The sequence below is a fragment of the Trinickia symbiotica genome (assembly GCF_003028655.1).
Taxonomy (GTDB): domain Bacteria; phylum Pseudomonadota; class Gammaproteobacteria; order Burkholderiales; family Burkholderiaceae; genus Trinickia; species Trinickia symbiotica_A.
This window is the reverse complement of record NZ_PYUC01000007.1, coordinates 34,280-57,379: the sequence shown is the minus strand read 5'-3', so window position 1 is coordinate 57,379 and position 23,100 is coordinate 34,280. Positions and strand designations below refer to the sequence as shown.

Sequence of the window (23,100 nt, the reverse complement as noted above, 5' to 3'; positions counted from 1 at the left end):
ATTCCATTTAACCATACGCGAAGCCAAAATGCCCGCCATCCATCCCGTTCATCAGCGGAGAGACCGAAATGGCAGACTTGAAGCGAACCGCGCTCGTACTCGGCGCAACAGGCGGAATTGGCGGCGAACTCGCGCGGCGTCTATCAGCGCAGGGCTGGCAAGTGCGCGCCCTGCACCGCAACCCCGAAGCGCTACCGGTGCGCAACAAGGGGTTCGATTGGCGGCGCGGCGACGCGATGAGCGCTTGCGACGTCGCGATGGCAGCCGACGGCATGGCGCTGATCGTCCACGCCGTCAATCCGCCCGGTTATCGGGATTGGGATCGACTAGTGCTGCCGATGATCGACAACACCATCGCGGCCGCGCGTCGGTCGGGCGCGCGCATCGTGCTGCCGGGAACCGTCTATAACTTCGGCCCCGACGCTTTTCCGCTTCCGACTGAGGCATCGGCACAGCGGCCTGTCACGCGCAAGGGCCGAATTCGAGTCGAATTGGAAGCCCGCTTGCGAGCGGCGGCCGAGGAAGGCGTGCGCAGCCTCGTCGTGCGCGCGGGCGATTTCTTCGGGCCGAACTCCGGCAGCAATTGGTTTTCCGGAGCAATGCTCAAACCTGGCAAACCAGTGCGCACGATCACCTATCCTGGCGCTGAAGGCATCGGGCATCAATGGGCTTACATCCCGGACGTAGCGGAGACGATCGTGAGGCTGATCGAGCGTGAAGACGCCCTCGACAAGTTTGCCGTCTTCCACATGAAAGGCCACTGGGACGACGACGGCACGCGGATGCTCGGAGCGATCCGGCACGTAATCGGCCGACCGGCAAAGGTACGCCCGTTCCCCTGGTGGGCGTTGCCGCTGCTATCGAAGTTCTCGGTACTCCTGAGTGAATTACGCGAGATGCGCTACCTTTGGCAAACGCCGATCCATATGGATAACGCCAGACTCATACGGATACTCGGCGCGGAACCTCATACGGCGTGGAACGAAGCGGTCGATGCCACGCTTCGCTCCATGGGGTGCATTCCAGATAGGGTAGCGAAGGACGCGACTGACGAGGCCGCTCCATAGCGAGCACCTCGGGGCGCTCGCAAGCGTACGGCGTCCCGAATGATGGCAACCGCTGCCGGTCAACCGCGCTTGGGGATGTCAATCGCTCTCGTCACGGCGGGCCGCGCGACGAATTCATTCAGCGCGCGCGTCACGTTCGGGAAATGGGCGATGCCGACGAGATCACCCGCCCCGTAAAAACCGACGAGATTCCGCACCCACGGAAAGGTCGCCATATCGGCGATCGTGTATTGCTCGCCCATGATCCACGCGCGCCCCTCGAGCCTACCTTCCAGCACGTTGAGCAAACGGCGCGACTCGGCGATGTACCGATCACGCGGGCGCTTGTCCTCATACTCCCTGCCCGCGAACTTATGGAAAAAGCCCACTTGCCCGAACATCGGGCCGATACCGCCCATTTGGAACATCAGCCATTGAATGGTCTCGTAACGGCCCGCGTCGTCCCTCGGAATGAACTGCCCGGTTTTGTCGGCCAGATACAGCAGAATGGCACCGGATTCGAACAACGCGAGCGGCTTGCCTCCGGGACCGTTCGGATCGATGATCGCGGGGATCTTATTGTTCGGATTGAGCGAAAGAAACTCGGGCGACATCTGATCGTTCGTGTCGAAGCTGACCAGGTGCGGCTCGTACTGCAATCCCGTTTCCTCGAGCATGGCCGAAACTTTGACACCGTTCGGCGTAGGCAACGAGTAAAGCTGGATACGGTCAGGATGCCGCGCGGGCCATTTGCGCGTAATGGGGAAATCGGACAGATCACTCATTGTTTACTCGGTTCACCGCAATTCGAAAGGCTCCATCGTGCAACATTGTGGTGCGGAGGTAAAGCGGGGTGCGCCGCAGCACGCCGAAAGCTTAGGCCAAGGTCTGCGTCGATCCACCGGGCGCGGTTGGATAGCAGTCCTGACTATTGCTTTACGTCGAACGCGTATTCGCCGTGCGTGCGATGACCGTCGTCGGCCACCGCCACCCAATGCACCGTGTAGTGCCCGGCCGGCAGAGGCGGCAAGGCGACCGTGATTACCGCCGGGTGCTCGCTGTCGACCTTGGCCTTCTCGGCACTGACCTTGTTGCCTTTCGCATCGGTCACGGTGAGCGACGAGAACGTCGGCTCGAGCGGACCGTCGAAAGTGATTCGCACCTGCGGCGGCGAAGCCACGGTCGCACCGGCGCCCGGCTCCTGCGTCTTCGGGAATACATGCGCCAGGGCTGTCCCCGTAACGAACGCGGTGACCGCGAAAATCGTCAGTTTTCGGACATAGGCCAAGCGGGCATCGTTTATCAGTTTCATTGCGATTGACTCCATCCACTTACTAAAAAAGCGGCTTGCCGAGAGAATTCGGCAACAGGTCGTCGAAGAAGACATGTGCTTGCACGAGAATCCCAACGCGCGAACCGCTGGCACTGTTGACGGGTATCTGCGCTTCGACGCCGAATTGCCCATACCGGTTGATCCAGATCACGCCCGGATTGATCGTGCCCGTGGTCTGCCCCTGACTGCGCGAAAGCGGAACCTCGACGATAGGCACGAGGTTCGCAAACGGCCCGCGCAATCCGATGTCGCGCACATGCTGCTGCAAGTACGGCAAGCTGTATTGCACCGTGAAACCGTAATTGAAAGCGTTGGGCTGCCCCGCCCCTGTCGTCAACGCGGGCGCAGCCTCGGCCGTCACGGCGATCGGACGCAGGTAGGACAGCGAATCAGGCAAGTCGCCCAGACCTTTGCCCATATAGATCGTCGGGGAAATCGTCGAGAAACTGCTGGCGATCGCTTTGCTGCCCGTGCCTCCGAGTTCGGCATGCACTCCCACTGATGTCATGAACTCGTGGCGCTCGTTGACGTATAGCAAATATTTCACGCCGACGCCGAAGTTGTTCCAGCCGCGCGCCGTCGGATTGTTCTGCATGACGTAGCCGCCGTCGACGGAAACGGCAAGCCTCGAAGTGATCAGCTTGTCGTACTCGAAGGTGAACGTGTTGATACTTTGATCCCCGTTGTCGCCTGGAACGCGTACGTGACCATACTCGAGATTTGCCTCGTCGCCGACGCCCGGATCGTCCACCGCCATTGTCGAGGGGAAGACGCGATCGCCCGCGACGGCGTGCGCTGTTGCCGCGGAAGGCGTGAGAAACGAGAGAATCGCTGCGTAGAGAGCAAGTGCACTCAGCGACGGTTTAGCGCAGCGTCTTGCAATGCTTGTCATGGTTGTCGTCCTGGTTGAGTTGCGCAAATGCCATCCCGCGTCCGCGTTGGACGCGAGATCGCCTCTGCCTTGCGGCAGACGCAAGGCAGGTATCGATAAACGACTGAGATCAGGACGAAACGGGAGGCGCGCGCGGTTGCGAAGACGTGAGCGGCTCATGTCGGCGAATGCTTTCGAAGCGCATCGCCTTGCAGTGCTCGATGGCCCACGCGATGGCGGAGAAAGGAATGGCTATCGTCGGAACCGCGGGCGTATGCGCGAAAAGACTGCAGTAGCCGCAGTCGTCGCCATGAGTCGTTGCAGAATGTGACGTCGAATCGTTCGTGCAAACGTTGCTCTCGTGCATCATGTGCATCATATGCGCCATGTGCATCTTCGCCATATCGTGCATCGGCCCTATCAACTGCATATGCATCGAATGGACGGCGCAAGCCGTATCCGCGGGGCGGCTCGCCGCGACGATATGCGAGATCGTCGGCGCGAGCGTCGCCATCAGGATCGCGAACAATCCAATCAGGCTGCCGATTTTCGAATGAGCGCGCGCGAACATGATCTGAGCGCAGGATGGACCGCGGACAATGGGGCCAATTATGACACGGCCCCAATGGTCAGCTCACCTAACGAACGAACATTTTGGCGCGGGAATGTTGCCCCCTGCACGAAGCCGGCAGCGCGGCGGCGACACCGCGCGCGCGACGCCGGCCGTGGCCGACCGCCCTACCCCTTCAGCGCCTTGCCGCCCGTTTCTTCGAAAATCGACACCGCTATCAGCGAAATAACGACGCAGATCATCATGTACCAGGCGGGCGCCATGACGTTGCCGGAAACCCGAATCAGCCAGCCCGCCACAAGCTGCGATGTGCCGCCGAAGAGCGATACGGAGATCGCATACGCGCTCGACATGAAGCCCGCGCGAATCGCTTTCGGAAAACTCTCCGGCATCAGCGCATAGGCCGGCGCGGAGCCCATCGTATAGCAGAGCATCAGCACGAACATCATCGCAAGCACAGCGGGCAGCGTCGTGAAATGATTCATGCCCCAGAACGCCGGATAGATGAGCACGAGCAGCGCGAGGCGGCCGATCACGGTGAGCGGCTTGCGCCGGCCGAGGCGATCCGACCATGCGCCATACAGTGGACACATGACAAGCGACGTGAGGCTCGCGCCGACACCGACCAGCATCGACAATTTGGCGGGAAGCTTCAGGTACTGAATGCAATAGGTCGGCAGGTAGTACATCAGCAAGTAGGACGCGACCGACATCCCCATGATGGCGAAGATCACGAGAAACCAGTTGCGAACATCCACCGCCCGCCAATGGCGCACGCCTGCGTCCGCTGACGACGGCTCCTCCGCAATGTGCCGCCGGAGATAGATGCCGACCGGGGCGATCAATGTACCCATCAGGAACGGTATGCGCCAACCCCAGCTATGCAATTGGGCGTCGTCGAGCAAAAAGGAAAGCAGCGCGGCGGTACCCGAGCCCAAGAGCGCGGCCGCGCCTTGGCTGGCAAGCTGCCAACTCGCGCGAAACCCGCGGCTGCGGTCGTCGCCGGTTTCGAGCAGCGTGGCCGTCGCCGCGCCGAATTCGCCGCCTTGCGCAAAGCCCTGCGTCAAACGAGCGACGACGATGAGTACCGGCGCCGCGATGCCGATCTGGGCGTACGTCGGCGCGCAGCCGATGATGGCCGCGCCGAGTGCCATCAACGCGATCGTCAACGTCAGCGCCGGACGCCGGCCGGCGCGGTCGGCATAGCGACCGATGACGATCCCGCCTAACGGCCGCATCAGAAAGCCCACGGCAAATACCGCGAATGAAAGCAGCGTCGACGTGACCGAGTTTTGCGCAGGAAAAAAGAGCTTACCGATCGTCAGTGCGAAGTAACTGTAGACCGTGAAATCGAAAAATTCGAGCAGATTGCCGATAACGGCGGCCACGACGATCTTGGGCGCCGAGGCCGTTCGCGAACGTCCGCTATGCGATGATTCGACGAAGCCGGCCGTATGCGTCTGCGCGTCATATTCCTGCGATGGTTCGTGAGCGTGTGGTTTCACGTTGATCTCCCTGCTTATTGTTAGAGCGGCTTTGTCGATCGGATGCCGCCGTCAAGCGGCAGCGCCTTTCAGCGGAAGGTAGCGTTCCACGAGTCGAGTCCAGAAGGCAGCGCCGATCGTCAGATTGTCGTCGGCGAAGTCGTAGTGCGCGTTATGCAGCATCGGCGCCTGGGCGCCGTTGCCGATGCGCAAGAAGCAACCCGGCTTTTTCTGCAGGAAGTAGGCGAAATCTTCGCTGCCCGCGATCGCGGGGAAAGGCGAAACGACGTTGCGCTCTCCCACGAGCTCGACAGCGACCTGACGCGCGAACTCCGTTTCCGCTTCGCTGTTGACGAGAACGGGGTAGCCGCGCAGCACGTCGATTTCCACCTTCCCGCCGTACGCCGCGACATGCCCTTCGGCCAATGTCCGGATCCGCGCTTCGAGCTTTTGCCTCACTTCGTAGTTGAACGAGCGCACGCTCAACTCGAGCGTCGCCCGCTCGGGAATGACGTTCGCGACGTGCCCTGCATGCATCGATCCGACGGTGACCACGGCCGTTTCCGTGGGGTCGATATTGCGCGAGACGATCGTTTGTAGCGCCATCACCAGGCTGCTCGCGATCACGATGGGATCGACGCTGAGATGGGGGCGCGCCGCGTGACCGCCTTTGCCATGAATCGTGATCTTCACGGTATCGCAAGCGGCCATGAATGGCCCCGAGCGAAAGAGAAAGGTGCCCGTCGGCACGCCTGGATGATTGTGAAGGCCGAAGATCGCGTCGCAGTCGAATCGCTCGAATAGACCGTCGGCAATCATCCGTTCGGCGCCACTGTTCGAGCCGGCCTCTTCCGCCGGTTGGAAGATCAGATGGACCGTGCCGTCGAAGCGGCGCGAATGGGCGAGCTGGCGGGCCGCGCCGAGCAGCACCGTGGTGTGCCCGTCGTGGCCGCACGCATGCATCTTTCCATCGTGCTTGCTCGCGTAGGGCAGGCCCGTAAGCTCACGGATCGGCAGTGCGTCCATGTCGGCACGGATTCCGATCGATCGATTACTGACGCCCTCTTTCAACGTGGCTACCAGCCCGTACCCGCCGATATTCCGGGTGACCGCATAGCCCCACTCTTCCAGCTTTGCTGCAACAAATGCCGCAGTGTCGGCCTCTTCGAACGAAAGTTCGGGGTGCTGATGAATGTGATGGCGAATCGCTTTCAGCTCTTCGCCGAACGCTTCGAGCTCGGCGACGCCAGTGGGTTCGGCTTGATGGTCCATCGTACGGGTATCCGTTTTGACGCAATGGGGCCGAGTATTGCACCACCAAATTTCCGCTGAAATGCATTTGCCCGTGCAAGAATGTTGACTTTCAGTCAACGAAAAAGGGGCGAAAATCCATGATGACCAAGGATCCGTTGGACTCCCGTGCGGTCGCTTATCTGCATGAGGTGGCGACCCATGGCGGCGTGCGCGCCGCGGCGGACGCGCTCGGCGTCAACGCATCGGTCGTCAGCCGGCAGATTGCGATGCTCGAACGAACGCTGCGAATTCCATTGCTTGCCCGGCAAGGCCGCTCGGTGAGCGTCACCGAGGTCGGCCGCATGCTCGTGGAGTTTCATCGCGAGCAAGCGCGGCGCATTCGTCAATTGCGCGTCCAACTCGACGAGTACCGCAACCTGGAGCGCGGGCGCATCGCCGTCGGCGTCGGCGAAGGGTTCGTCGAAGGGTTCATCACGGGTGCGTTGCGTCGATTCAGCGTCAAGCATCCGCATATCACGATCGATATCCGGTCGGGCACCACACCGGCGATCGTCGCGATGCTGCGCAACGACGAAGTCGATATCGGGCTTTGCGTGGACGCCGGTCGCGAACCGGGCTGCAAGATCCGCACATTCGCTTTGGGCCCACTATGCGCAGTCGCCACACCGGACCATCCGATCGCTGCATTGAGCAAGGTGTCGCTCGCGGCATTGGCGCAATATCGCCTGATCTTCATGGCGAGTCACTTCACCGTGCAGGAGCACATGCAGTCGATGCTCGACGCCGAGGGGCTGACGCTCGTGCCTGCGTATCGCTGCGACCTCTTCTCCGCCGCGCAGGCGCTGGCCGCGGCGGGGCTCGGAGTGGCGTTCATGTCCGCCGCGGCCGCCCGGCGGCGCATCGAGCAGGCTCAGCTCGTTGCCGTGCCGCTCGATCATCCTATCGCGCGAAATTTCCGCAGTCAGCTCATGACACGCAGTGCGCGACGGTTGTCGCCGGCTGCTGATCATCTCTGGAAGCAGTTGGCTCAGGCGATGACGGGGACATGAGCCCCTTGCACGGATCATCGGCGGCTGCGCGGAAAGCAGCGTCGTTGCTAGAATCGATTCGATACGGCCGCTATTCATAGGAGCTCGCGATGACCGACGACGAACGTGCAATCCGCGATTTGGTGGACACCTGGATGACCGCAAGCAAAGCAGGCGACACAGCCACGGTGCTCAGCCTGATAACCGACGACATCGTGTTCATGCTGCCCGGCCACGAACCGTTCGGCAAAGCCCAATTCGCGGAGATGTCGAAGAAGCAGCAAGGCATGCGCATCGAGGGCTCGAGCAAGATCATCGAGCTTCAGGTGCTGGGAGACTGGGCGTTCATGCGCAACTATGTCGATGTGACGGTTACGCCTCCCGGAGCCGCGCCGATCCGGCGAACGGGCTATACGCTCACCCTCGTTCGCAAGAATGCGGAAGGCCGTTGGCAGTTGGCGCGCGACGCGAATCTGGTGGCCTGAAGTCGGAGAGCGAAAGCTGAGTGCCGTGAGCATTCGCTGATCATCTACCGCCGGAACAGCCATACGAGGATCGATAGTGCGATCGATATCACGATGCACGTGACGATCGGAAAGTGAAAGCTGAACCCTTGTCGAACGATGTGAATATCGCCTGGCAGATGTCCGAATGGCACACGCGCGAGCCAGCGCCATCCGAGGCCGGCTGCGATAAGGATCAATCCGCTGACTAAAAGAATGCGCTGCATGGCAACAACCCCGAGTGGGCCCGCTGACGGGTGAACACCTTGTCAGCGTAGCGTGTTTGCATCGAGCACGTGCCGGTCACCGTTTTGTACTATGCAGATGCTATCCACCCTTGCTGAGGCCGCCTCGGCAAAGCCGGCCGCGGTCGCCCCGACCGATACGAGCATCAATCCGGCTATCCGCACTGCGCCATTCGCGCCATAGCCGCAGAAGGCTGCGCGCACCCGACTGACCGTCGACGGGAAAATCGTTCCCGCCGTGCTCGATGAACGAACGTCCGATGCGGCGATATGGCTCTGTAAGCACTGGGGCGCCGAAGCTCCCCGGCTCATGACTGGGTTGCTTACCGCTTGCGCGGTACGGCGTCGCATGCCGATATCAGAACGGTCCGAGAATCCAGGCGATGCGTCCTCCGACGCTGGCCAAGAAATTATTCTGCGTTTCGCCCAACAGAGGGCATCGAACTTACCCAGGCTCAGGTTCGCCGCTCTGAGCGCACTGCGTTCGAGTTGCCCTTCCTACGTCGCTTTGACCATAGTCCGCCCGAAACGGTGGATCACTTGAACTATTGTATCTTCCAGGATACACTCTCCATGAACACAATCATCAGCACGAAAAACTTCGACGCATGGGTCGACGGCTTGAGGGACCTAAGGGCGCGGGCCGCGATCTATCTGCGCATTCGCCGCGCCGAAGCGGGCAACTTCGGCGAATACAAAGTGCTTAGAGATGGCGTATCTGAGATGAAAATCGATGTCGGCCAAGGCTATCGCGTCTACTTCGCGCGCGATGGACGCAAGACTTATCTGTTGCTGTGCGGCGGCGATAAGACAACGCAGCCAGCCGATATCAAGCAAGCAGTGAGGCTATGGAAGGCAATACGGATGCAATGCCGGAAAGGAGAGGTATATGAGCAAAGTTAAGGTTTCTCGCTTCGACGTCTCGGAGCACCTCGACAGTGAGGAAATCATCGCGGAATACCTCAATGCCGCGCTGACGGAAGGAGATCCAGATCTCCTGATGCGTGCGATCGCGGACGTAGCCAAGGCTCGCGGCATCGCTCAGGTTGCGGCTGATGCCGGTCTAGGGCGCGAAAGCCTTTACAAGACACTAGCCCCCGGTTCGAAGCCGAAGTTGGAAACGGTATTCAAGTTGCTTCATGCACTCGGCGTAAAGTTGATGGCAGCGCCGGAAAACGCGCATGCGTGAGTCAGGCCGAACGGCCGACGCGCGATCGAAAGTCAATAGCGTTCCGCCGTAGCCTCATTACCGCCCGTGGGATCGGGTTGCGCTGTCGCCACGCACTCACCGTCAGCCGCCGTATGCGTCTCGGCGCCACCCGGGTGCCCATGACGCAATAAGCCCCCCCTAGCACACCCGCCACCGCCGCAAAGATCGCCCCGAAAAGAAACGCGATGTGATAACCGCTATTGAGCGCCGCGGCACCTCCGAGTGCCTGCATCGCGTCGGTGCGCGCCGCAGCGAGACTTGCAAGCACCGCGAGCCCGAGTGCGCCGCCCATCATGAACGATGTATTGACGATACCGGAAGCGAGGCCCGAATCGCTTGGATCGACATCGCTCATGGCCGCCAACAGCACGGGATTGAATGCGATGCCCGCGCCGATACCGAGCAGGGTCATGCCGGGCAGCACATCGAATATAAACTTGCCACTCACCGGCGCTCTTGCGAACAGCACGAGACCACATGCCGCGAGGAGAAGGCCAACTGCAATCGGGAGTCGCAGACCGTAACGCATCACCACGCGTGCCGACAAGCCTAGCGAAAAAAACCCCATGATCAGATTAGCCGGCAAAAATGCGAGACCGACTTGCAATGGCCGGTAGCCGAGTACGCGCTGTAAATACAACGCCGAAATGAAGAACCACGCGAACATCGCCGCCGCCCAAAGCACGCCGACCACATTCGCGGTGGCGACATTGCGCATGCGAAAGAGATCGAGCGGCATCAACGGATGCGGCGCGCGTGCTTCGATAGTTAGAAAGACAGCCAACAGCGCCACTGCCGCGAACAGCAAGACCAGCGTCTGCGCCGAGGTCCATCCCGCTTCATTGCCATTGACGACCGCGTAGACGGCGAGCATCAGCGAAGCCGTCACCGTCACCGCGCCGGCCACGTCGAGCCGTTCGCCATGTGCATGACCTGGCGCTGACGGCAACAGGGCCACGCATAATGCATAGACGGCAATGCCGATGGGCAAGTTGACGAGAAAGATCCAATGCCAGCTAAGCAAATTGGTCAGCAAACCGCCGAGCAACACGCCGATGCTGCCGCCCCCCGCGCAAACGAAGCCGTAGACGCCCATCGCTTTGGCTCGCTCGCCGGCCTCGGTGAACAGGTTCATGATCAGCGATAGCGAAACAGCGGACACGACTGCGCCACCCAGACCCTGTACGGCACGCGCGCATACGAGAACGCTTTGCGAATTCGCCATGCCGCATGCGAGCGACGCCAGTGTGAACAGCGTAATGCCGCCGAGGAACAGTTTGCGGTGTCCGTAAAGATCGCCCAGACGCCCGCCAAGCAGCAAGCAGCCGCCGAAGGTAAGCATGTAGGCATTGACCACCCACACCAGGGAGGTTTCCGTAAAGCCAAGGTCCGCGGCGATCGACGGCAGTGCCACGTTCACGATCGTCGTGTCGAGCACGATCATTAATACGCCGAGGCACAGCACCATCAGCGCGAGCCAGCGTTTGTTGCCGTGGATGGCATGAGTCATGCGAGGCCTCATTGAGTCTAACGGGCGCACGAGCGCGCCGACGTGCCTGCCGCCCGGCGGAAATTCGGAACTCGAGTCGGCGACGCGGTGATGATAATGCCTTCGGCAGGCAGCGGCGCGAGCAACCTGCAAACGAAGGCTCACTGGTGAAAAGCTGATTGTCCATGAAGGCCTTTCTAAACCGGCGCGTGCACCTGCCGTTGCTCCTTGCCCTATGCGTAATACTGAGCGGCGCCGGTCTGTTAGTGACAAACGTCTCGGTCGGAGCGGATGCCCTCTCGTTAGGCAATCTGCCACTAAAGCACGTCGCCGACATTCCACTACCCGGCCGCCCCACTCGCCTCGATTACGAAAGCTATGACCCCGATCGCAACTTGCTTTTTATCGCGCATCTCGGCGATAGCGAGGTAATCGTCTTCGACACCGGTTCATCGCGTATCGTTGGCCGCATCGCCGGAGTCTCATCGGTACACGGCGTGCTCGCCATTCCCGAGCTCTCTCGCGTCTATGCTTCCGCCACCGGAACGGACGAGGTTGTCGCAATCGACGAAACGACGCTCAAGATCGTCGCGCGCATGCCCGGCGGCCGCTACCCGGATGGCATGGCCTACGCTCCCGAGTCACATAAGCTGTACGTTTCGGACGAAACGGGAGAGACAGAGACGGTCATTGACGTGCGGAGCAATCAGCGAATAGCGACCATCGCACTCGGCGGCGAAGTCGGCAACTCGCAGTACGACCCCCGATCGCGCCACGTCTTTGTCAACGTGCAGACGCGCAACGAGCTCGTCGAAATCGATCCCGCGCTCGACCGCGTCGTTGGCCGTTTTGCCTTGCCGGGCGCAAGGCACAACCACGGGCTACTGATCGATCCGGAGGATGATGTCGCGTTTATCGCTTGTGAGGGAAATGACAAACTGTTGGTGCTCGATATGGGTTCGAAGCGCGTCGTCCGATCGTTCGGACTGGGGAGCGGCCCGGACGTGCTGGCGTTCGATACCGCATCAAAGACGCTATATGTGGCGGGCGAAGCCGGCATCGTTTCGATGTTCAGCGTGAAGAGTGGCGACGCCCAAAAAATTGGTGAAGGCCGCATCGGACCGAATGCACATGTCGTCGCGGTGGATGCGCGTACGCACCGATCTGATTTCCCCCTCAAGAACGTCGGCGGGCAAGCGGTATTGCGAGTCATGGAGGCACGCTGAGCGATGACTCGTCGGTGCAGGCCATCACAACCTCATGAAAGTGCTTTCGACCCAACATGAAGAGTGTCGTTGAAGAAGCGCTTCGTCACTGCAGCCGCGGCAGCCACAACCTTGCAGCCTCGGAATAAAGCTCCCATCGCCTTCGTTTAGGTTCGCATGTGATTGATGCGATCCCGCAGCAGCGCAGATGTAGTAGCGCAGCAGAGATGGCGGGAGGGATGCGCACGTGCTCTTGCATGCAACACGAAGCATGGATGCGAGACATGTGGCAGGAGCAAGAGCATGTCCAGAGCTGCGATGATTCCTCGGTCGCATCGACATCTTCTTCGCTATGGCTGGATACTGGCGATCGCCACGCTGTGCCTCTTTCAGTCGTCCACGGCGTGGGCTCTTCCTGTGTTCGCGCGGCAAACGGGACAGAGCTGCGTGGCATGCCATGCAGGCGGGCAGTTTCCGGAGCTCACCCCCTACGGGCGGATGTTCAAACTCAACGGCTACACACTCGGCGAACGGACCGTGCCGATCGCCGTCATGGGAACGCTCGACCTGAGTAGCACCCGGCGCAATCACGATGCCAACGGCAATGTCATTTCTCCGAAGGACAGCCTGCCGATATTCGACGCGGCCAGCATCTTTTTTGCCGGGAAGATAACCGACAAGATCGGTGCGTTCACTCAGTTCACGTATACGAACTACGATCATCAAGACAGCAATGGCCGGTGGGTTGGCCACTGGCACTCGGACAACATGGATTTCCGCTATGTCGACAGAATCATCGGGGACACCAACGACCTGATTCTTGGGGCGACACTGAACAACAATCCGACTGTACAAGACCCCTGGAATAGCACGCCGGCATGGGGCTACCCTTATGTCTCCTCGCCGACGAGCAAGGTGGGGATGCCCCAATTCCTGCCGATCATCGAAGGAGCATTGGGCCAGCAGGTGGTCGGCGCGGGCGGCTACGTCTATTGGAACCGGACGATTTATGCCGAACTCTCGCTCTATAGCACGGCCGACGGCATCTGGTCGTTCATGAGCAAGGGCAACAAGCCCGGAGACCTCGAGCATCCGCAGATTTATCTGCGTGGGCAGAACCCCTACTGGCGGCTCGCTCTGACTCGTGAATGGGGACCGCATAACGTCATGGTGGGAACGTTCGGGATGAGCGTCAATATCTATCCCAACAGCGCCAGCGCTTTCCCGGTATTCACACAAGGCGTGACGCGCTATCGAGATATCGGCTTCGATGCACAGTATCAGTACCTGCTCGAGCCCAATACCGTCACCGCGCAGATCCGCTACATCCGCGAGAACATCAGCGACCCCAACAATCTGGTCTTCGGTGATAGCAAGTCGGCCAATCTGAAATCCCTAAGAGTGAAGCTTTCCTACGTCTATCAAGCGAAATACGGGGTGAGCTTTTCTTTCTTCAACGTTACCGGCAGTCGCGACAGCACCGCGTATTCGGGTAGCGCGAGCTTTTCTCCCGCGACGCAAGGGTGGACACCGGAGATATTCTGGGTTCCGGTGCAAAACATCCGGATTGGCTTGCAATACACGCACTTCACCAAATACCTGGGTGCGCGTACCAACTACGACGGTCAGGGACGCAACGCCAGCGACAACGACACGCTACTTCTTTACGTCTGGGCAGCATATTGGTGAAGGCCATTTACTGATTCCTCGAGCGTAGGGCGGCATCTCTCCGCTACTTTCAATCATCGGCGATTACCGGAAACGTCGTGGAGGCCAAGCCCTGTCTTCTCCTCCCGCGTCAGCAAACACGCCGCATGGAGACTCGTAAAATGAAGCAAACGCCGCGATTGATCGTTATTGTCATGCTGCTGGGCGAGGCAGGTTGCCACAATCTCGAACGATCCCGATCGGTCGACGATCCGGCAGTTGCCCGAAGAACAATCGCGCTGCAGGTCTGTTCGAACTGCCATGGCATGAACGGGGTCTCGGTCTCGCCTATGTTTCCGAAGCTGGCGGCTCAGCCACAGGAGTACCTGGTCGCACAACTGACGGACTTCAGGGCTCATCGACGCACTGATCCGAACGCACAAAAATTCATGTGGGGCTTCAGGCACTTGAGCGAGGCACAAATCGAAGAGCTCGCCGCCTATTTTTCGACCCGTCCTCCTCCGCCCGCTACGTTTGGCAATTCTCCGCTGGTCGATGACGGCCGCGCCATCTATATGGCGGGCATACCGAGCAGAGGTGTGGCGGCTTGCAGTGCCTGTCACGGCGCGAACGGCGCGGGATTGGGCGTGACGCCACGACTCGCCGGCCAACATGCGGACTACATCGTGAAGCAACTCATGGTCTTTCGGAACAGCGGCCAAAGACCTCGCGGGGATCCCATGAAGCCGGTGTCCGATAACATGTCTGAGCAGGATATGCGCTCGGTCGCCGCTTTTTTGGAGGCTCTCCCAGCCCCCAGTGCTTCGACCGACGGCCACAGCACCGCGCGTCTAGTCCCCTGAACTCGCTCCACGATCTCTATGCTATCCCCGGCTTCTCAGAGACCGCGCGGCTGCTCGACCTGCAGAGGCACCGCTACTTCTTTAGGGGCGAGTTCATTCACTACCGGGCATGCGTTGTGCAAGCGGGATTGCAAGCCCAGCGCAATGGGAGATCTTTATGGAACCGCTTCGAATCCTCGTCACGGCAACGGTGCTTGTTGCCATCACGGCGGTCGGCGGATTGGTCATGGCCGGCCTGCGTTTCGCTGGTAAGGACTATCCTCCTACCGCGCTTGCGATGCTCCACGGGATGTTGGCGGCGGCCGCCGTCACTTTGCTCATTTACGCGGCAGCGACGATTGGCCTGTCCGGCCTGGCAATAGCGGCCATCGTTCTCTTCGTCGTGGCGGCCGCGGGCGGCCTCATCATGAATCTTGGCTATCACTGGAACCGTCGGGCGTTGCCGAAGAGCATTGTTATCATTCATGCGCTCGTCGCGGCAGCCGGGTTCATTCTATTGATCGTGGCTACGGTGACGACGCGCAGCTGATTGTTTCCATCAAAGCGTTGGCCTGCGCGGGCTCAGTGCGGCGCACCGCCCCCGGCAGTTCGCATCAACGATTCGTCCACCGACGAATGGATGATCGCGGGCGGGGAACGTTAGCTATTACGAAATTGGTATCAGAGAGTCAGCGCGCGGTCCCCTCTGCCGGTTGGACGGAATAAACGCGACCTCCACACGTTTCTCTGTAGTAGAGCGCGTAAGAGCAGCAAAATACTGGAGCGTCCCGCTGACGCGGCTATACCCCGCCCGGCGCATGCTCCTGCAGGTGACATCATGTGCAACACAGTTAGACTCGGCTCTGCGCTACTTGCCGGCCTGGTCTGCGCCGCCCCCGCGATCGCTCAGACTTATGAAGGACAGCCGATCGACACTTCCCTGTGCCGTGACGTGTCAGGCCAGGCGGAAATAGATGGCGTCATGCAGCCGTACATCGGGCGAGCTTGCCAGCAGCCTGACGGCACCTGGGTATTCGTGAACAGCGATGGCCAGTCTTGGGTCATGCCAGACTACGGGTACGCGGACTACGCGTACGATTACGGGCCGTACTATTACGGGCCCTGGTACTTTGGGCCTCCGGTGTTGTTCGGTGGGTCAGTCGTCTTCTTGGATTTCCACCGCCACCACCATCACCATCGCTTCGATCACGACTTCGATCACGACTTCGATCACGATCGCTTCGGCCACCGTTTCGACCATGACTTCGACCGTGATCGGCTCGGCCCCCAATTCGACCACGCTTTCGACCGTGATCGATTCGACCACCGTCGGAATCACATCGCAGCCATGCCGTCCGGCGTGCCGCCCGCTCAGCGGGCGCCTAACGTAGCCGCGCCGCCTGCCGCCGCTGAAGCGCGGCACGTGGTGGTGATGCCGCCAAGCGTCCCCGCTCAAGCGCCGCACGTGGCAGTGATGCAGCCGAGCGCCCCGGTTCAAACGCCGCATATGGCAGTGGCCCGGCCCAGTCCCCCCGTTCAAGCGCCGCACATGGCAGTGATGCGGCCGAGCGGTCCTGTTCAAGCGCCGCGTATGGCAGTAGTGCGGCCGACTGCTCCCGCGCAAGCGGGGCATATGTGGACCGGCGGATTTGGCGGGGTCCGCGAAGGCGGACATGTCTCGGGTGGCGCGGGCGGCCACTTCATGGGAAGAGGCGTGGGCGGTGGCATGCACGGGCACTGATCGATGCCGCTCCCATGAGGGCTAGCACGACTTTACGCGGGATCAACGGATGTGATTCGATTGACGCAGCGCCTGCTGTTGCGGAAGGGTGTTGTCATGAAGCGGCTTTGGGTGTGGTTGCTGTCGTTTGCATTGCTTGCCAGCGTGATGTCATGCGGGGGCGGAGACGACCATAAGTCGAATACGAGCAGCAGGCCCTTCGGCGTTGCCGGCATCATGGAAGGCATTTGGACCGGCAATTTTCACTCGAACGTGACGGGCCGCGATACCGGCATGTTCGTCATCATCACGGCGGGCGGCACGTTCGATCTGATCACGGACGACTGTGGCCAGATCGTCGCGAGCATTGCGGCAAACGGTCCTTTTTTCTCGGGGACCGGCACGTCATTTACGCAGACGAACTGCGACGGCATCGACGTCGTGGTAGTGCCGCCGTCCTTGAGCGGCGGCCCCGTGCAGTCGTTCCAAATCTCCGGACAGTTCGACCACCCGTCTGGTACCGCATTCGCGAACTTCACCACTTCGAGCGACAGCGGCACGATTTCGTTCACCGGCTTTTTCCCCGAATACTTTGACGAGCCGGGCGTCTTACCGCGCGCCGTGGGTTCGTACACGGTCAAGGGCAGATCGACGTCGATCTTCGTCGATGTCAATGGCAATGTCGCTTTTCAGGATGCGGCCGGGCAAACCTTCGTAGGCACGCTGTTCGTTTTGGATTCGTCAGTCGACGTTTATGGCATGACGTTGCAGGTGGGCGGCCAAACGCTCACCGGCCTCGCCACCGTTGTCGATGACGGCGATGGCCGAGACAACGACTTTTTGTTTGCAGTCGCCAACAGCGCGTTGGCCTTCAACGCCGAGCTCAGACGCAATTGAATGGGGCGTCAGTTGCCCGCGAATTCAATGCAACAGTCGTATTACAGTGGAACGAACGTACGCGACGTATCCTCGGGTTGATGTCTCGGCGCCTCGCCTATGCTCAAGCTCGCTCGTACCAGTCTTTCGACTGCTTGACGACGCGCACAACCAGCAGCATGACCGGCACTTCAATCAGCACGCCCACGACGGTTGCCAACGCCGCGCCGGAATCAAAGCCGAATAGGCTGATTGCCGCTGCGACCGCCAGTTCGAAGAAGTTCGATGCGCCGATGAGTGCCGACGGGCATGCGACGTTGTGCTTTTCGCCGACCGCGCGATTGAGCCAGTACGCGAGCGCCGAGTTGAAGAACACCTGGATCAAGATCGGCACCGCGAGCAATGCGATCACCACCGGTTGCTTGAGGATCGCTTCTCCCTGGAAGGCAAACAGCAGCACGAGCGTCGCCAACAGCGCGGCGATGGACCAGGGGCCGATCTTTGCCATCGCAACGTCGAATGCCACCTGCCCCTTCGACAGCAGCCGCTTGCGCCATATCTGCGCGAAGACCACAGGGATGACGATGTAGAGCACCACAGACGTAAGCAGCGTCGCCCACGGCACCGCGATCGCGGAAATGCCGAGCAGCAGTCCTACCAGCGGCGCGAAAGCGACCACCATGATGCTGTCGTTGAGCGCGACCTGGGAAAGCGTGAATAGTGGATCGCCGCCCGTCAGGCGGCTCCATACGAACACCATCGCTGTGCACGGCGCAGCGGCCAGCAGGATGAGGCCTGCAATGTAGCTGTCGAGCTGGGCAGCGGGCAGCATCGGTGCAAACACGTGCTTGATGAATAGCCGGCCAAGAAATGCCATCGAGAATGGCTTGACGAGCCAGTTGACGAAGAGCGTGACGCCGATGCCTTTCATGTGCTGACGGACTTCGTGCAACGCGCCGAAGTCGACCTTGACGAGCATCGGGATGATCATCACCCAGATCAACAGCCCGACGGGGAGATTGACCTTTGCGTATTCCAACCGGCCGATCTGCTCGAACACGCGGGGCAGTGCCTGCCCTAGTGCAATGCCCGCGATGATGCATAGCGCCACCCAGACGCTCAAGTAGCGCTCGAAAAAGTTGATGGCAGGCTTCGCGACGGCTCTTCGCGGTGGGGCAAAGTTGGACGTGTTCATTGGAGAGATCTTGGTTTGTCGACGCAGGCGGCACCTGAATTCCCGAGGCTTCAATGCAAACGATCAGCTCCGCGAGATCTCTGTCAGCGCCCTCTGAAGCTCAGCGTTGTCGTAGCTACCAAGCGGAAGCGCCAACAATTGAAGCATGCGATAGCCGATCGCCTGGCGCGTGAGTTCAAACGCGAGTCGCTTGCCGTCGTCGCCGCCCAATGCGTTCGAAGGATCGGCGTAGCCCCAATGAACTTTCACGGGACTGCCAGGCCAGTACGGGCATGCCTCCGACGCCGCGCTATCGCAGACGGTGATGACGATCCGCATTTCCGGCGCGTCGTCGCCGACGAACTCGTCCCAGCTTTTGCTGCGATACCCGCTGACATCCACGCCCGCACCCATCAACGCTTCCAGTGCGAACGGATTGAGCCGGCCGCTCGGCGCGCTACCGGCGCTGTACGCGCGCACGTCCTTGCCGAGCTTCGCGGCCCAATGATTGAGCATCCCTTCCGCCAGCACGCTGCGCGCCGAGTTGTGGGTGCAGAGGATCAATACGTTAGTGCTCATGCGGATGCCCCGGCTTGACGTCAGCAACAGGTGGATTTCACCGGCACGCCGATCGGTTTGCCACGCGTGGGCGAACAGCGAGCAGAAACATCGGTATTCGGCTCGATCGCTGGCGCACCACGGGATTCCCCGAAAGTCGGGATCTCGCCAAGGGTTTGATACGTCTCCCACACAAGGCCTTGCGGATCGATCGTCCAGTATTTGTCGCAGCGCGCATAGCAGCACGCTGTTCCGCCTTGTGCATCGACAGGCAAGGCAGCGCCACTTAGGCGCGCATACATCTCCGCAAGCTCTGTTTCATTCTCGACCTGCACGCCGAGATGATCTAGCCCTGGCCTCGCGCCGCGCTGCGAGATCGCGAAATTGATGCGCGGATCCTCGAGCATCCACTTGGCGTAGTCGCCCTTGACTACATTCGGCTCGGCGGCGAACAACGCCGAATAAAAGCGAATGCTTTCCGACAGACTGGCGACGCTAACGTGGACGTGAAAGCGTTTCATGATCGATGCTCCTGGGACGTCGAACATAAAGCCGTCGGCGAGCAGGGGTTGCCGCCGCAGCAGTTCTCCGAGAGGTAAGCGAGCAGGCCGTTCATCGTTGCGAAGTTTGCGCAGTAGAAGATGAAACGGCCTTCCTGGCGACTGGTGACCAGTTGCGCGTGGGCCAGCTCCTTCAAATGGAACGAGAGCGACGACGGGGGCACGTCCAGCAGTGTGGCAATCTGCCCGGCAGGTAAGCCCTGCGGTCCCGCCTGCACCAAGGCGCGGAAAACGGCGAGCCGGGATTCGTGCGCGAGTGCCGCGAGGGCGACAATGGTTTGGTTCGCTTCCATATTTCGATAATAGTCGAAGTATCGAATAAAGCAAGTAAACAACCGGCATGGCGCGAAAACGGAAGCCATTCCGCACGTTCGAACCAATGACGCAAATACCGTAGATAGTACGTTTTTAGGATATGAAGCGATTCGGCTCGGTGCCAGCCAGGCTCGTGGAACCGCGTCAGACAACCGAGACGATAGCGGAAGTCAGGCGCGGCCAGCCGTGCGAGCCGAAGTCGTGGTTGCGTGAGCTGCTTTAGCGGCTCGCGACGCCCTCGCGTGCAGTCCCGGCTTCCGTTGCGCCCCGCCTGAGGGGCAATGCAGAGCCAAGAATGTCGCGGATTCCGCCTACGCTGCCAACAAGCAGGTCGCGAGCGGTGGTGACTACGCCATTGCCGAGCGAGCTTACCGCGCCGAGCGTTTCGGTGCCGACTTCTTCCGTGGCGTGCACGGCTCCGACCAGCACATCGCGCACTACGTCGACGGCATCGTTCGCGATGGCACCTGTGGCGCGTAGTGTGCCCGTTACCGTATCACCCGCGAAATCGATAATGGGACCGCCGAATTCTTCCGTCGCCGTTTCTGCCGCGCCGCGCAGTCCGTACCTGCTCCTGCCTTCCACCCTGGATTCGGTGCCGCGTTCCGACCGGGACCGTTCCCACCGGGATTCGGCGCCGCGTTCCGACTTTGATTGGTCTGCAGCGGGTTCCGATTGCGTGGTTTTCTTTTCGTCTGCCATTTGAGCCTCCTTCACTGCTGTGTCCGGTCGCGCGGCACCACGGCGCCGTCATGCGCACGACAAACATTGCGCAGACGGGTAACCGGTACGCCATCGAAACGCCCGGCGCTAGAACAAACATAGGGCAAGCTTAAGCGCGCAACGATTGTTCCTTACTATCGCTATACCCGAGGAATCGCCACTTTCGTCCATTACAGTTGCGACAACCCGCCGATCCAACCCACCGCGCAGACCCCGCAGCAAACGCCGATCAGGACAACGCGGTACCAGCCGCGCAAACGCCGCTCCGCCGGTAACGCTTTGCTCGCGAGTGCCACGAGAAAACCCAGCACAAGCGGCAACAGAAAGACGTTGACCACCTGGGCCGCGATGTTCAGCCACACGAGGTCGGCCACGCGCCAGACGAGCGCGGCCGAGCCGAGCGTACCTGCGACATATGCCCCATGAAACCACCCCGCTTTGGCCGGCCGCTCGCCGAGGGAGTGGCGGAATCCGGCGACTTCGCCAACGCCCCAGGCGAGCGCCAACGAAGCGACGATGGCGGCCACCATGGCAGCTCCAAGCACGCCCAGGCCGAAGACGAACCGCCCGATGCTCGGCCCCAATGCGGGCTGAAGGGCAAGGCTGACTTCGCCGATGTTTTCCAGCACAGGTTTCCCGGCAGAGCCAAACGTTGCAGCGACCGCGATGAGAACGGCCGCGCACAATGCCTGCGTGAGCACTGCGCCGAAAGCCGTATCCCAGCATGCAGACCTATAGTCCGCCGGACCCAGCTTCTTTTCGACGATGCCGGACTGCTGATAAAAGACCATCCATGGGTTGAACGTTGCACCGATCACGGCTGCCGTGAGGTAGAGGAATGTTCTGTCGCCGAACGGCATGTGCGAGAGATCGCGCAGCACGGTCGCGTGATCCGGGTGCGAGGACCAGGCCACGACGAAAAAGGCGAGCTCGAACAGGCCAACGACGATCGCGGTGCGCTCGACGCGCCGGTACGCCCCCATCGTCGCGACGAGCAGCAACATTGCGCAGGAAAAAGGTAAGGTGAGCGTGCGCGAAAGGCCATATAGCTCGCCGATGCCTGCCACCGCGGTGAACTCGGTCACGAGCGAACTCACAGTAGCAATGGCCAGACCCGCCACCGAAATCCATGCCCACCATGGCCCGAAGTGCTCGCGGATGAGCTCGGCATAGCCGCGGCCGGTAAAGACGCCGAGTCGTACGGTCAGCTGTTGCACCATGTACAGAGGCGGTATCAGCAACAGCCATAGTGGGAGCAGCCGGTAGCCCCACTGTGCCCCCGCCTGCGCCGCTGTCACCACATTGCCCGCGTCCGTATCGGCGAGCATGACGAGCAACCCGGGCCCCCATACCGCGACAAGGCGCAGGGCAAGCGCGACCCTACCGGTCCTTAGTACACCATTGGCCATGTTCCGCACCTGGGCGATGCAGCTGCAGTCGTAGGTAAAGGGGTTGGTTCCCCGCTTTTCTTGCGTGCGGGCCGTTTCTCCATCATCTCGATGCGGGAAGAAAAACAGTACAAACCGTACAAACAGTATATGCACGTCACTCGGTGCTTGCTCGAACATCGCCGAATCGTCGCGGTGCCGATTGCTATTTGTCGACTGATAGATAACAATCACGTCGAATCAGGAGCCCCATCATGCTGAAGCCCAAGCGCGCCAATCAACCCGCCGCAGCCAAGTCAGCGCCCGCGACGCACGTAGGCGTGACAGTCGGACGGCGCCTGGCTCCGGAAGAGCGGGAGCAGCAAATTGTGGCCAAGGCAATCGAGCATTTCGCAACGTACGGCTTCTCCGGAAGCACGCGTGAGTTAGCTCGTGAGATCGGCGTCACGCAACCGCTGCTGTATCGCTATTTTCCCAGCAAGGATGCCCTTATCGAGCGCGTATATCAGGAAGTCTACAAGTGGGACTCGGCTTGGGAAAAACAGATAACAGACCGCACCGTTCCGCTGAAAGAGCGACTGTCGAGGTTCTACCGATCGTATGCTCACACGATTCTCCAGCGTGAATGGATACGGACGTTCATCTTCGCGGGCCTCAGCCGCGAAGGCATCAATACGAAGTACTTGGGCAAGTTGCGCGAGCGCGTCTTCCTGCCCGTGTTGCGCGAACTTCGCGCAGCGTACGACATTCCCTCCCCTACCCATGAATCCCAGCTTGAACCGGAAATCGAGTTGATCTGGAGCTTGCACGCCAGCATTTTCTATATCGGCGTCCGAAAGTGGGTCTATGGCTTATCGGTGCCTGAGGATATCGATGCTCTGGTCGACCGCCAGGTCGATGCTTTCCTGAACGGCGCGCCCGCGACGCTGAAGAGGATGCGGGCGATACCGCGCGCGACACGCCGCAAGTCAGCCTGAGCCATCACGCTTGTCACCGCCCGAAACCGGCGGCCGGTGACGGGTAAACACCGATGCGTATCGCCCTGCCTCCGTCGCTCG

Annotated in this window: 25 protein-coding genes and 1 pseudogene; 11 read left to right on the top strand and 15 right to left on the bottom strand. The window is 60.7% G+C overall.

All coding sequences use genetic code 11. The features are described 5' to 3' along the window. The first annotated feature begins 68 nt into the window (after positions 1-68). Positions 69-1,067, top strand: a complete 999-nt coding sequence (locus tag C9I57_RS14980) for an NAD(P)H-binding protein (protein ID WP_107151473.1) — start codon at positions 69-71, stop codon at positions 1,065-1,067. A 59-nt stretch (positions 1,068-1,126) separates the two neighbouring features. On the opposite strand, the gene C9I57_RS14975 is transcribed toward C9I57_RS14980, so the two are convergent. The 6 genes from C9I57_RS14975 to C9I57_RS14950 all read right to left on the bottom strand — a co-directional run bounded on the left by C9I57_RS14975 (position 1,127) and on the right by C9I57_RS14950 (position 6,577). Continuing rightward, complete coding sequence (locus tag C9I57_RS14975) at positions 1,127-1,831, bottom strand: glutathione S-transferase N-terminal domain-containing protein (protein WP_107151472.1); 705 nt, start codon at positions 1,829-1,831, stop codon at positions 1,127-1,129. 143 nt (positions 1,832-1,974) lie between these two features. Then, positions 1,975-2,358: a copper resistance CopC family protein gene (locus C9I57_RS14970; RefSeq protein ID WP_107151471.1), complete on the bottom strand. Its 384-nt coding sequence runs from the start codon at positions 2,356-2,358 to the stop codon at positions 1,975-1,977. A 22-nt stretch (positions 2,359-2,380) separates the two neighbouring features. Beyond that, entirely contained in the window at positions 2,381-3,271 is an 891-nt protein-coding gene (locus tag C9I57_RS14965) for a hypothetical protein (protein WP_181321849.1), read from the bottom strand. A 109-nt stretch (positions 3,272-3,380) separates the two neighbouring features. After that, on the bottom strand, positions 3,381-3,821 hold the full coding sequence (locus tag C9I57_RS14960) for a DUF2946 domain-containing protein (RefSeq protein WP_107151470.1): 441 nt from the start codon (positions 3,819-3,821) through the stop codon (positions 3,381-3,383). Positions 3,822-3,988: 167 nt separating this feature from the next. After that, positions 3,989-5,326, bottom strand: coding sequence for an MFS transporter (locus tag C9I57_RS14955; RefSeq protein ID WP_107151469.1), 1,338 nt, complete (start codon positions 5,324-5,326; stop codon positions 3,989-3,991). A 51-nt stretch (positions 5,327-5,377) separates the two neighbouring features. Continuing rightward, positions 5,378-6,577 carry a M20 aminoacylase family protein gene (locus tag C9I57_RS14950; protein WP_107151468.1) on the bottom strand — a complete coding sequence of 400 codons (1,200 nt, stop codon included), beginning with the start codon at positions 6,575-6,577 and terminating at the stop codon, positions 5,378-5,380. Between the two features lie 119 nt (positions 6,578-6,696). Between C9I57_RS14950 and C9I57_RS14945 the strand changes: the two genes are divergently transcribed. Together C9I57_RS14945 and C9I57_RS14940 are read left to right on the top strand one after the other, a co-directional pair. Continuing rightward, entirely contained in the window at positions 6,697-7,608 is a 912-nt protein-coding gene (locus tag C9I57_RS14945) for a LysR family transcriptional regulator (protein ID WP_107151467.1), read from the top strand. A gap of 89 nt (positions 7,609-7,697) precedes the next feature. Continuing rightward, positions 7,698-8,072: an SgcJ/EcaC family oxidoreductase gene (locus tag C9I57_RS14940; protein ID WP_107151466.1), complete on the top strand. Its 375-nt coding sequence runs from the start codon at positions 7,698-7,700 to the stop codon at positions 8,070-8,072. Between the two features lie 44 nt (positions 8,073-8,116). On the opposite strand, the gene C9I57_RS14935 is transcribed toward C9I57_RS14940, so the two are convergent. Next, the gene (locus C9I57_RS14935; RefSeq protein ID WP_107151465.1) at positions 8,117-8,317 is read right to left on the bottom strand and encodes a DUF2905 domain-containing protein; all 201 of its coding nucleotides are present in this window, start codon (positions 8,315-8,317) and stop codon (positions 8,117-8,119) included. 591 nt (positions 8,318-8,908) lie between these two features. On the opposite strand from C9I57_RS14935, the gene C9I57_RS14930 reads away from it, so the two are divergent. Together C9I57_RS14930 and C9I57_RS14925 are read left to right on the top strand one after the other, a co-directional pair. After that, complete coding sequence (locus C9I57_RS14930) at positions 8,909-9,238, top strand: type II toxin-antitoxin system RelE/ParE family toxin (RefSeq protein WP_107151464.1); 330 nt, start codon at positions 8,909-8,911, stop codon at positions 9,236-9,238. Next, the gene (locus C9I57_RS14925; protein ID WP_107151463.1) at positions 9,225-9,524 is read left to right on the top strand and encodes an addiction module antidote protein; all 300 of its coding nucleotides are present in this window, start codon (positions 9,225-9,227) and stop codon (positions 9,522-9,524) included. Before C9I57_RS14930 ends, C9I57_RS14925 begins: the two co-directional genes overlap by 14 nt. Positions 9,525-9,556: 32 nt before the next feature. Here the strand turns inward: C9I57_RS14925 and C9I57_RS14920 are convergent. After that, positions 9,557-11,055, bottom strand: a pseudogene (locus C9I57_RS14920) (DHA2 family efflux MFS transporter permease subunit). Positions 11,056-11,219: 164 nt separating this feature from the next. Here C9I57_RS14920 and C9I57_RS14915 point away from each other — a divergent pair. The 4 genes from C9I57_RS14915 to C9I57_RS14900 all read left to right on the top strand — a co-directional run bounded on the left by C9I57_RS14915 (position 11,220) and on the right by C9I57_RS14900 (position 15,278). Beyond that, positions 11,220-12,260, top strand: coding sequence for a YncE family protein (locus C9I57_RS14915; RefSeq protein ID WP_107151461.1), 1,041 nt, complete (start codon positions 11,220-11,222; stop codon positions 12,258-12,260). 282 nt (positions 12,261-12,542) lie between these two features. Then, positions 12,543-13,928: a cytochrome C gene (locus C9I57_RS14910; RefSeq protein ID WP_258187655.1), complete on the top strand. Its 1,386-nt coding sequence runs from the start codon at positions 12,543-12,545 to the stop codon at positions 13,926-13,928. Positions 13,929-14,068: 140 nt separating this feature from the next. After that, on the top strand, positions 14,069-14,749 hold the full coding sequence (locus tag C9I57_RS14905) for a c-type cytochrome (RefSeq protein WP_107151459.1): 681 nt from the start codon (positions 14,069-14,071) through the stop codon (positions 14,747-14,749). A gap of 157 nt (positions 14,750-14,906) precedes the next feature. Then, positions 14,907-15,278, top strand: a complete 372-nt coding sequence (locus tag C9I57_RS14900; protein ID WP_107151458.1) for a hypothetical protein — start codon at positions 14,907-14,909, stop codon at positions 15,276-15,278. 606 nt (positions 15,279-15,884) lie between these two features. Here C9I57_RS14900 and C9I57_RS14895 read toward each other — a convergent pair. Beyond that, a complete protein-coding gene (locus tag C9I57_RS14895) occupies positions 15,885-16,184 on the bottom strand; it encodes a hypothetical protein (RefSeq protein ID WP_146166226.1) in 300 nt (99 codons plus the stop codon). Between the two features lie 381 nt (positions 16,185-16,565). Here C9I57_RS14895 and C9I57_RS14890 point away from each other — a divergent pair, with 381 nt between their 5' ends. Beyond that, the gene (locus C9I57_RS14890; RefSeq protein WP_107151705.1) at positions 16,566-17,345 is read left to right on the top strand and encodes a hypothetical protein; all 780 of its coding nucleotides are present in this window, start codon (positions 16,566-16,568) and stop codon (positions 17,343-17,345) included. Positions 17,346-17,448: 103 nt separating this feature from the next. On the opposite strand, the gene arsB is transcribed toward C9I57_RS14890, so the two are convergent. The 6 genes from arsB to C9I57_RS14860 all read right to left on the bottom strand — a co-directional run bounded on the left by arsB (position 17,449) and on the right by C9I57_RS14860 (position 22,063). Continuing rightward, on the bottom strand, positions 17,449-18,519 hold the full coding sequence (gene arsB / locus C9I57_RS14885; RefSeq protein WP_107151456.1) for an ACR3 family arsenite efflux transporter: 1,071 nt from the start codon (positions 18,517-18,519) through the stop codon (positions 17,449-17,451). A gap of 63 nt (positions 18,520-18,582) precedes the next feature. Continuing rightward, complete coding sequence (locus C9I57_RS14880; RefSeq protein ID WP_107151704.1) at positions 18,583-19,077, bottom strand: arsenate reductase ArsC; 495 nt, start codon at positions 19,075-19,077, stop codon at positions 18,583-18,585. A gap of 20 nt (positions 19,078-19,097) precedes the next feature. Next, positions 19,098-19,577 (bottom strand): ArsI/CadI family heavy metal resistance metalloenzyme, encoded by a 480-nt coding sequence (locus tag C9I57_RS14875; RefSeq protein ID WP_107151455.1) that lies wholly within the window; start codon positions 19,575-19,577, stop codon positions 19,098-19,100. Continuing rightward, a complete protein-coding gene (locus C9I57_RS14870; RefSeq protein ID WP_107151454.1) occupies positions 19,574-19,909 on the bottom strand; it encodes an ArsR/SmtB family transcription factor in 336 nt (111 codons plus the stop codon). Before C9I57_RS14870 ends, C9I57_RS14875 begins: the two co-directional genes overlap by 4 nt. Before the next feature lie 241 nt (positions 19,910-20,150). Continuing rightward, positions 20,151-20,633 carry a hypothetical protein gene (locus C9I57_RS14865; protein ID WP_107151453.1) on the bottom strand — a complete coding sequence of 161 codons (483 nt, stop codon included), beginning with the start codon at positions 20,631-20,633 and terminating at the stop codon, positions 20,151-20,153. 191 nt (positions 20,634-20,824) lie between these two features. Then, positions 20,825-22,063: an NRAMP family divalent metal transporter gene (locus C9I57_RS14860; RefSeq protein WP_107151703.1), complete on the bottom strand. Its 1,239-nt coding sequence runs from the start codon at positions 22,061-22,063 to the stop codon at positions 20,825-20,827. Between the two features lie 233 nt (positions 22,064-22,296). Here C9I57_RS14860 and C9I57_RS14855 point away from each other — a divergent pair, with 233 nt between their 5' ends. Next, positions 22,297-23,019: a TetR/AcrR family transcriptional regulator gene (locus C9I57_RS14855; RefSeq protein ID WP_107151452.1), complete on the top strand. Its 723-nt coding sequence runs from the start codon at positions 22,297-22,299 to the stop codon at positions 23,017-23,019. The last annotated feature ends 81 nt before the right edge of the window (positions 23,020-23,100 follow it).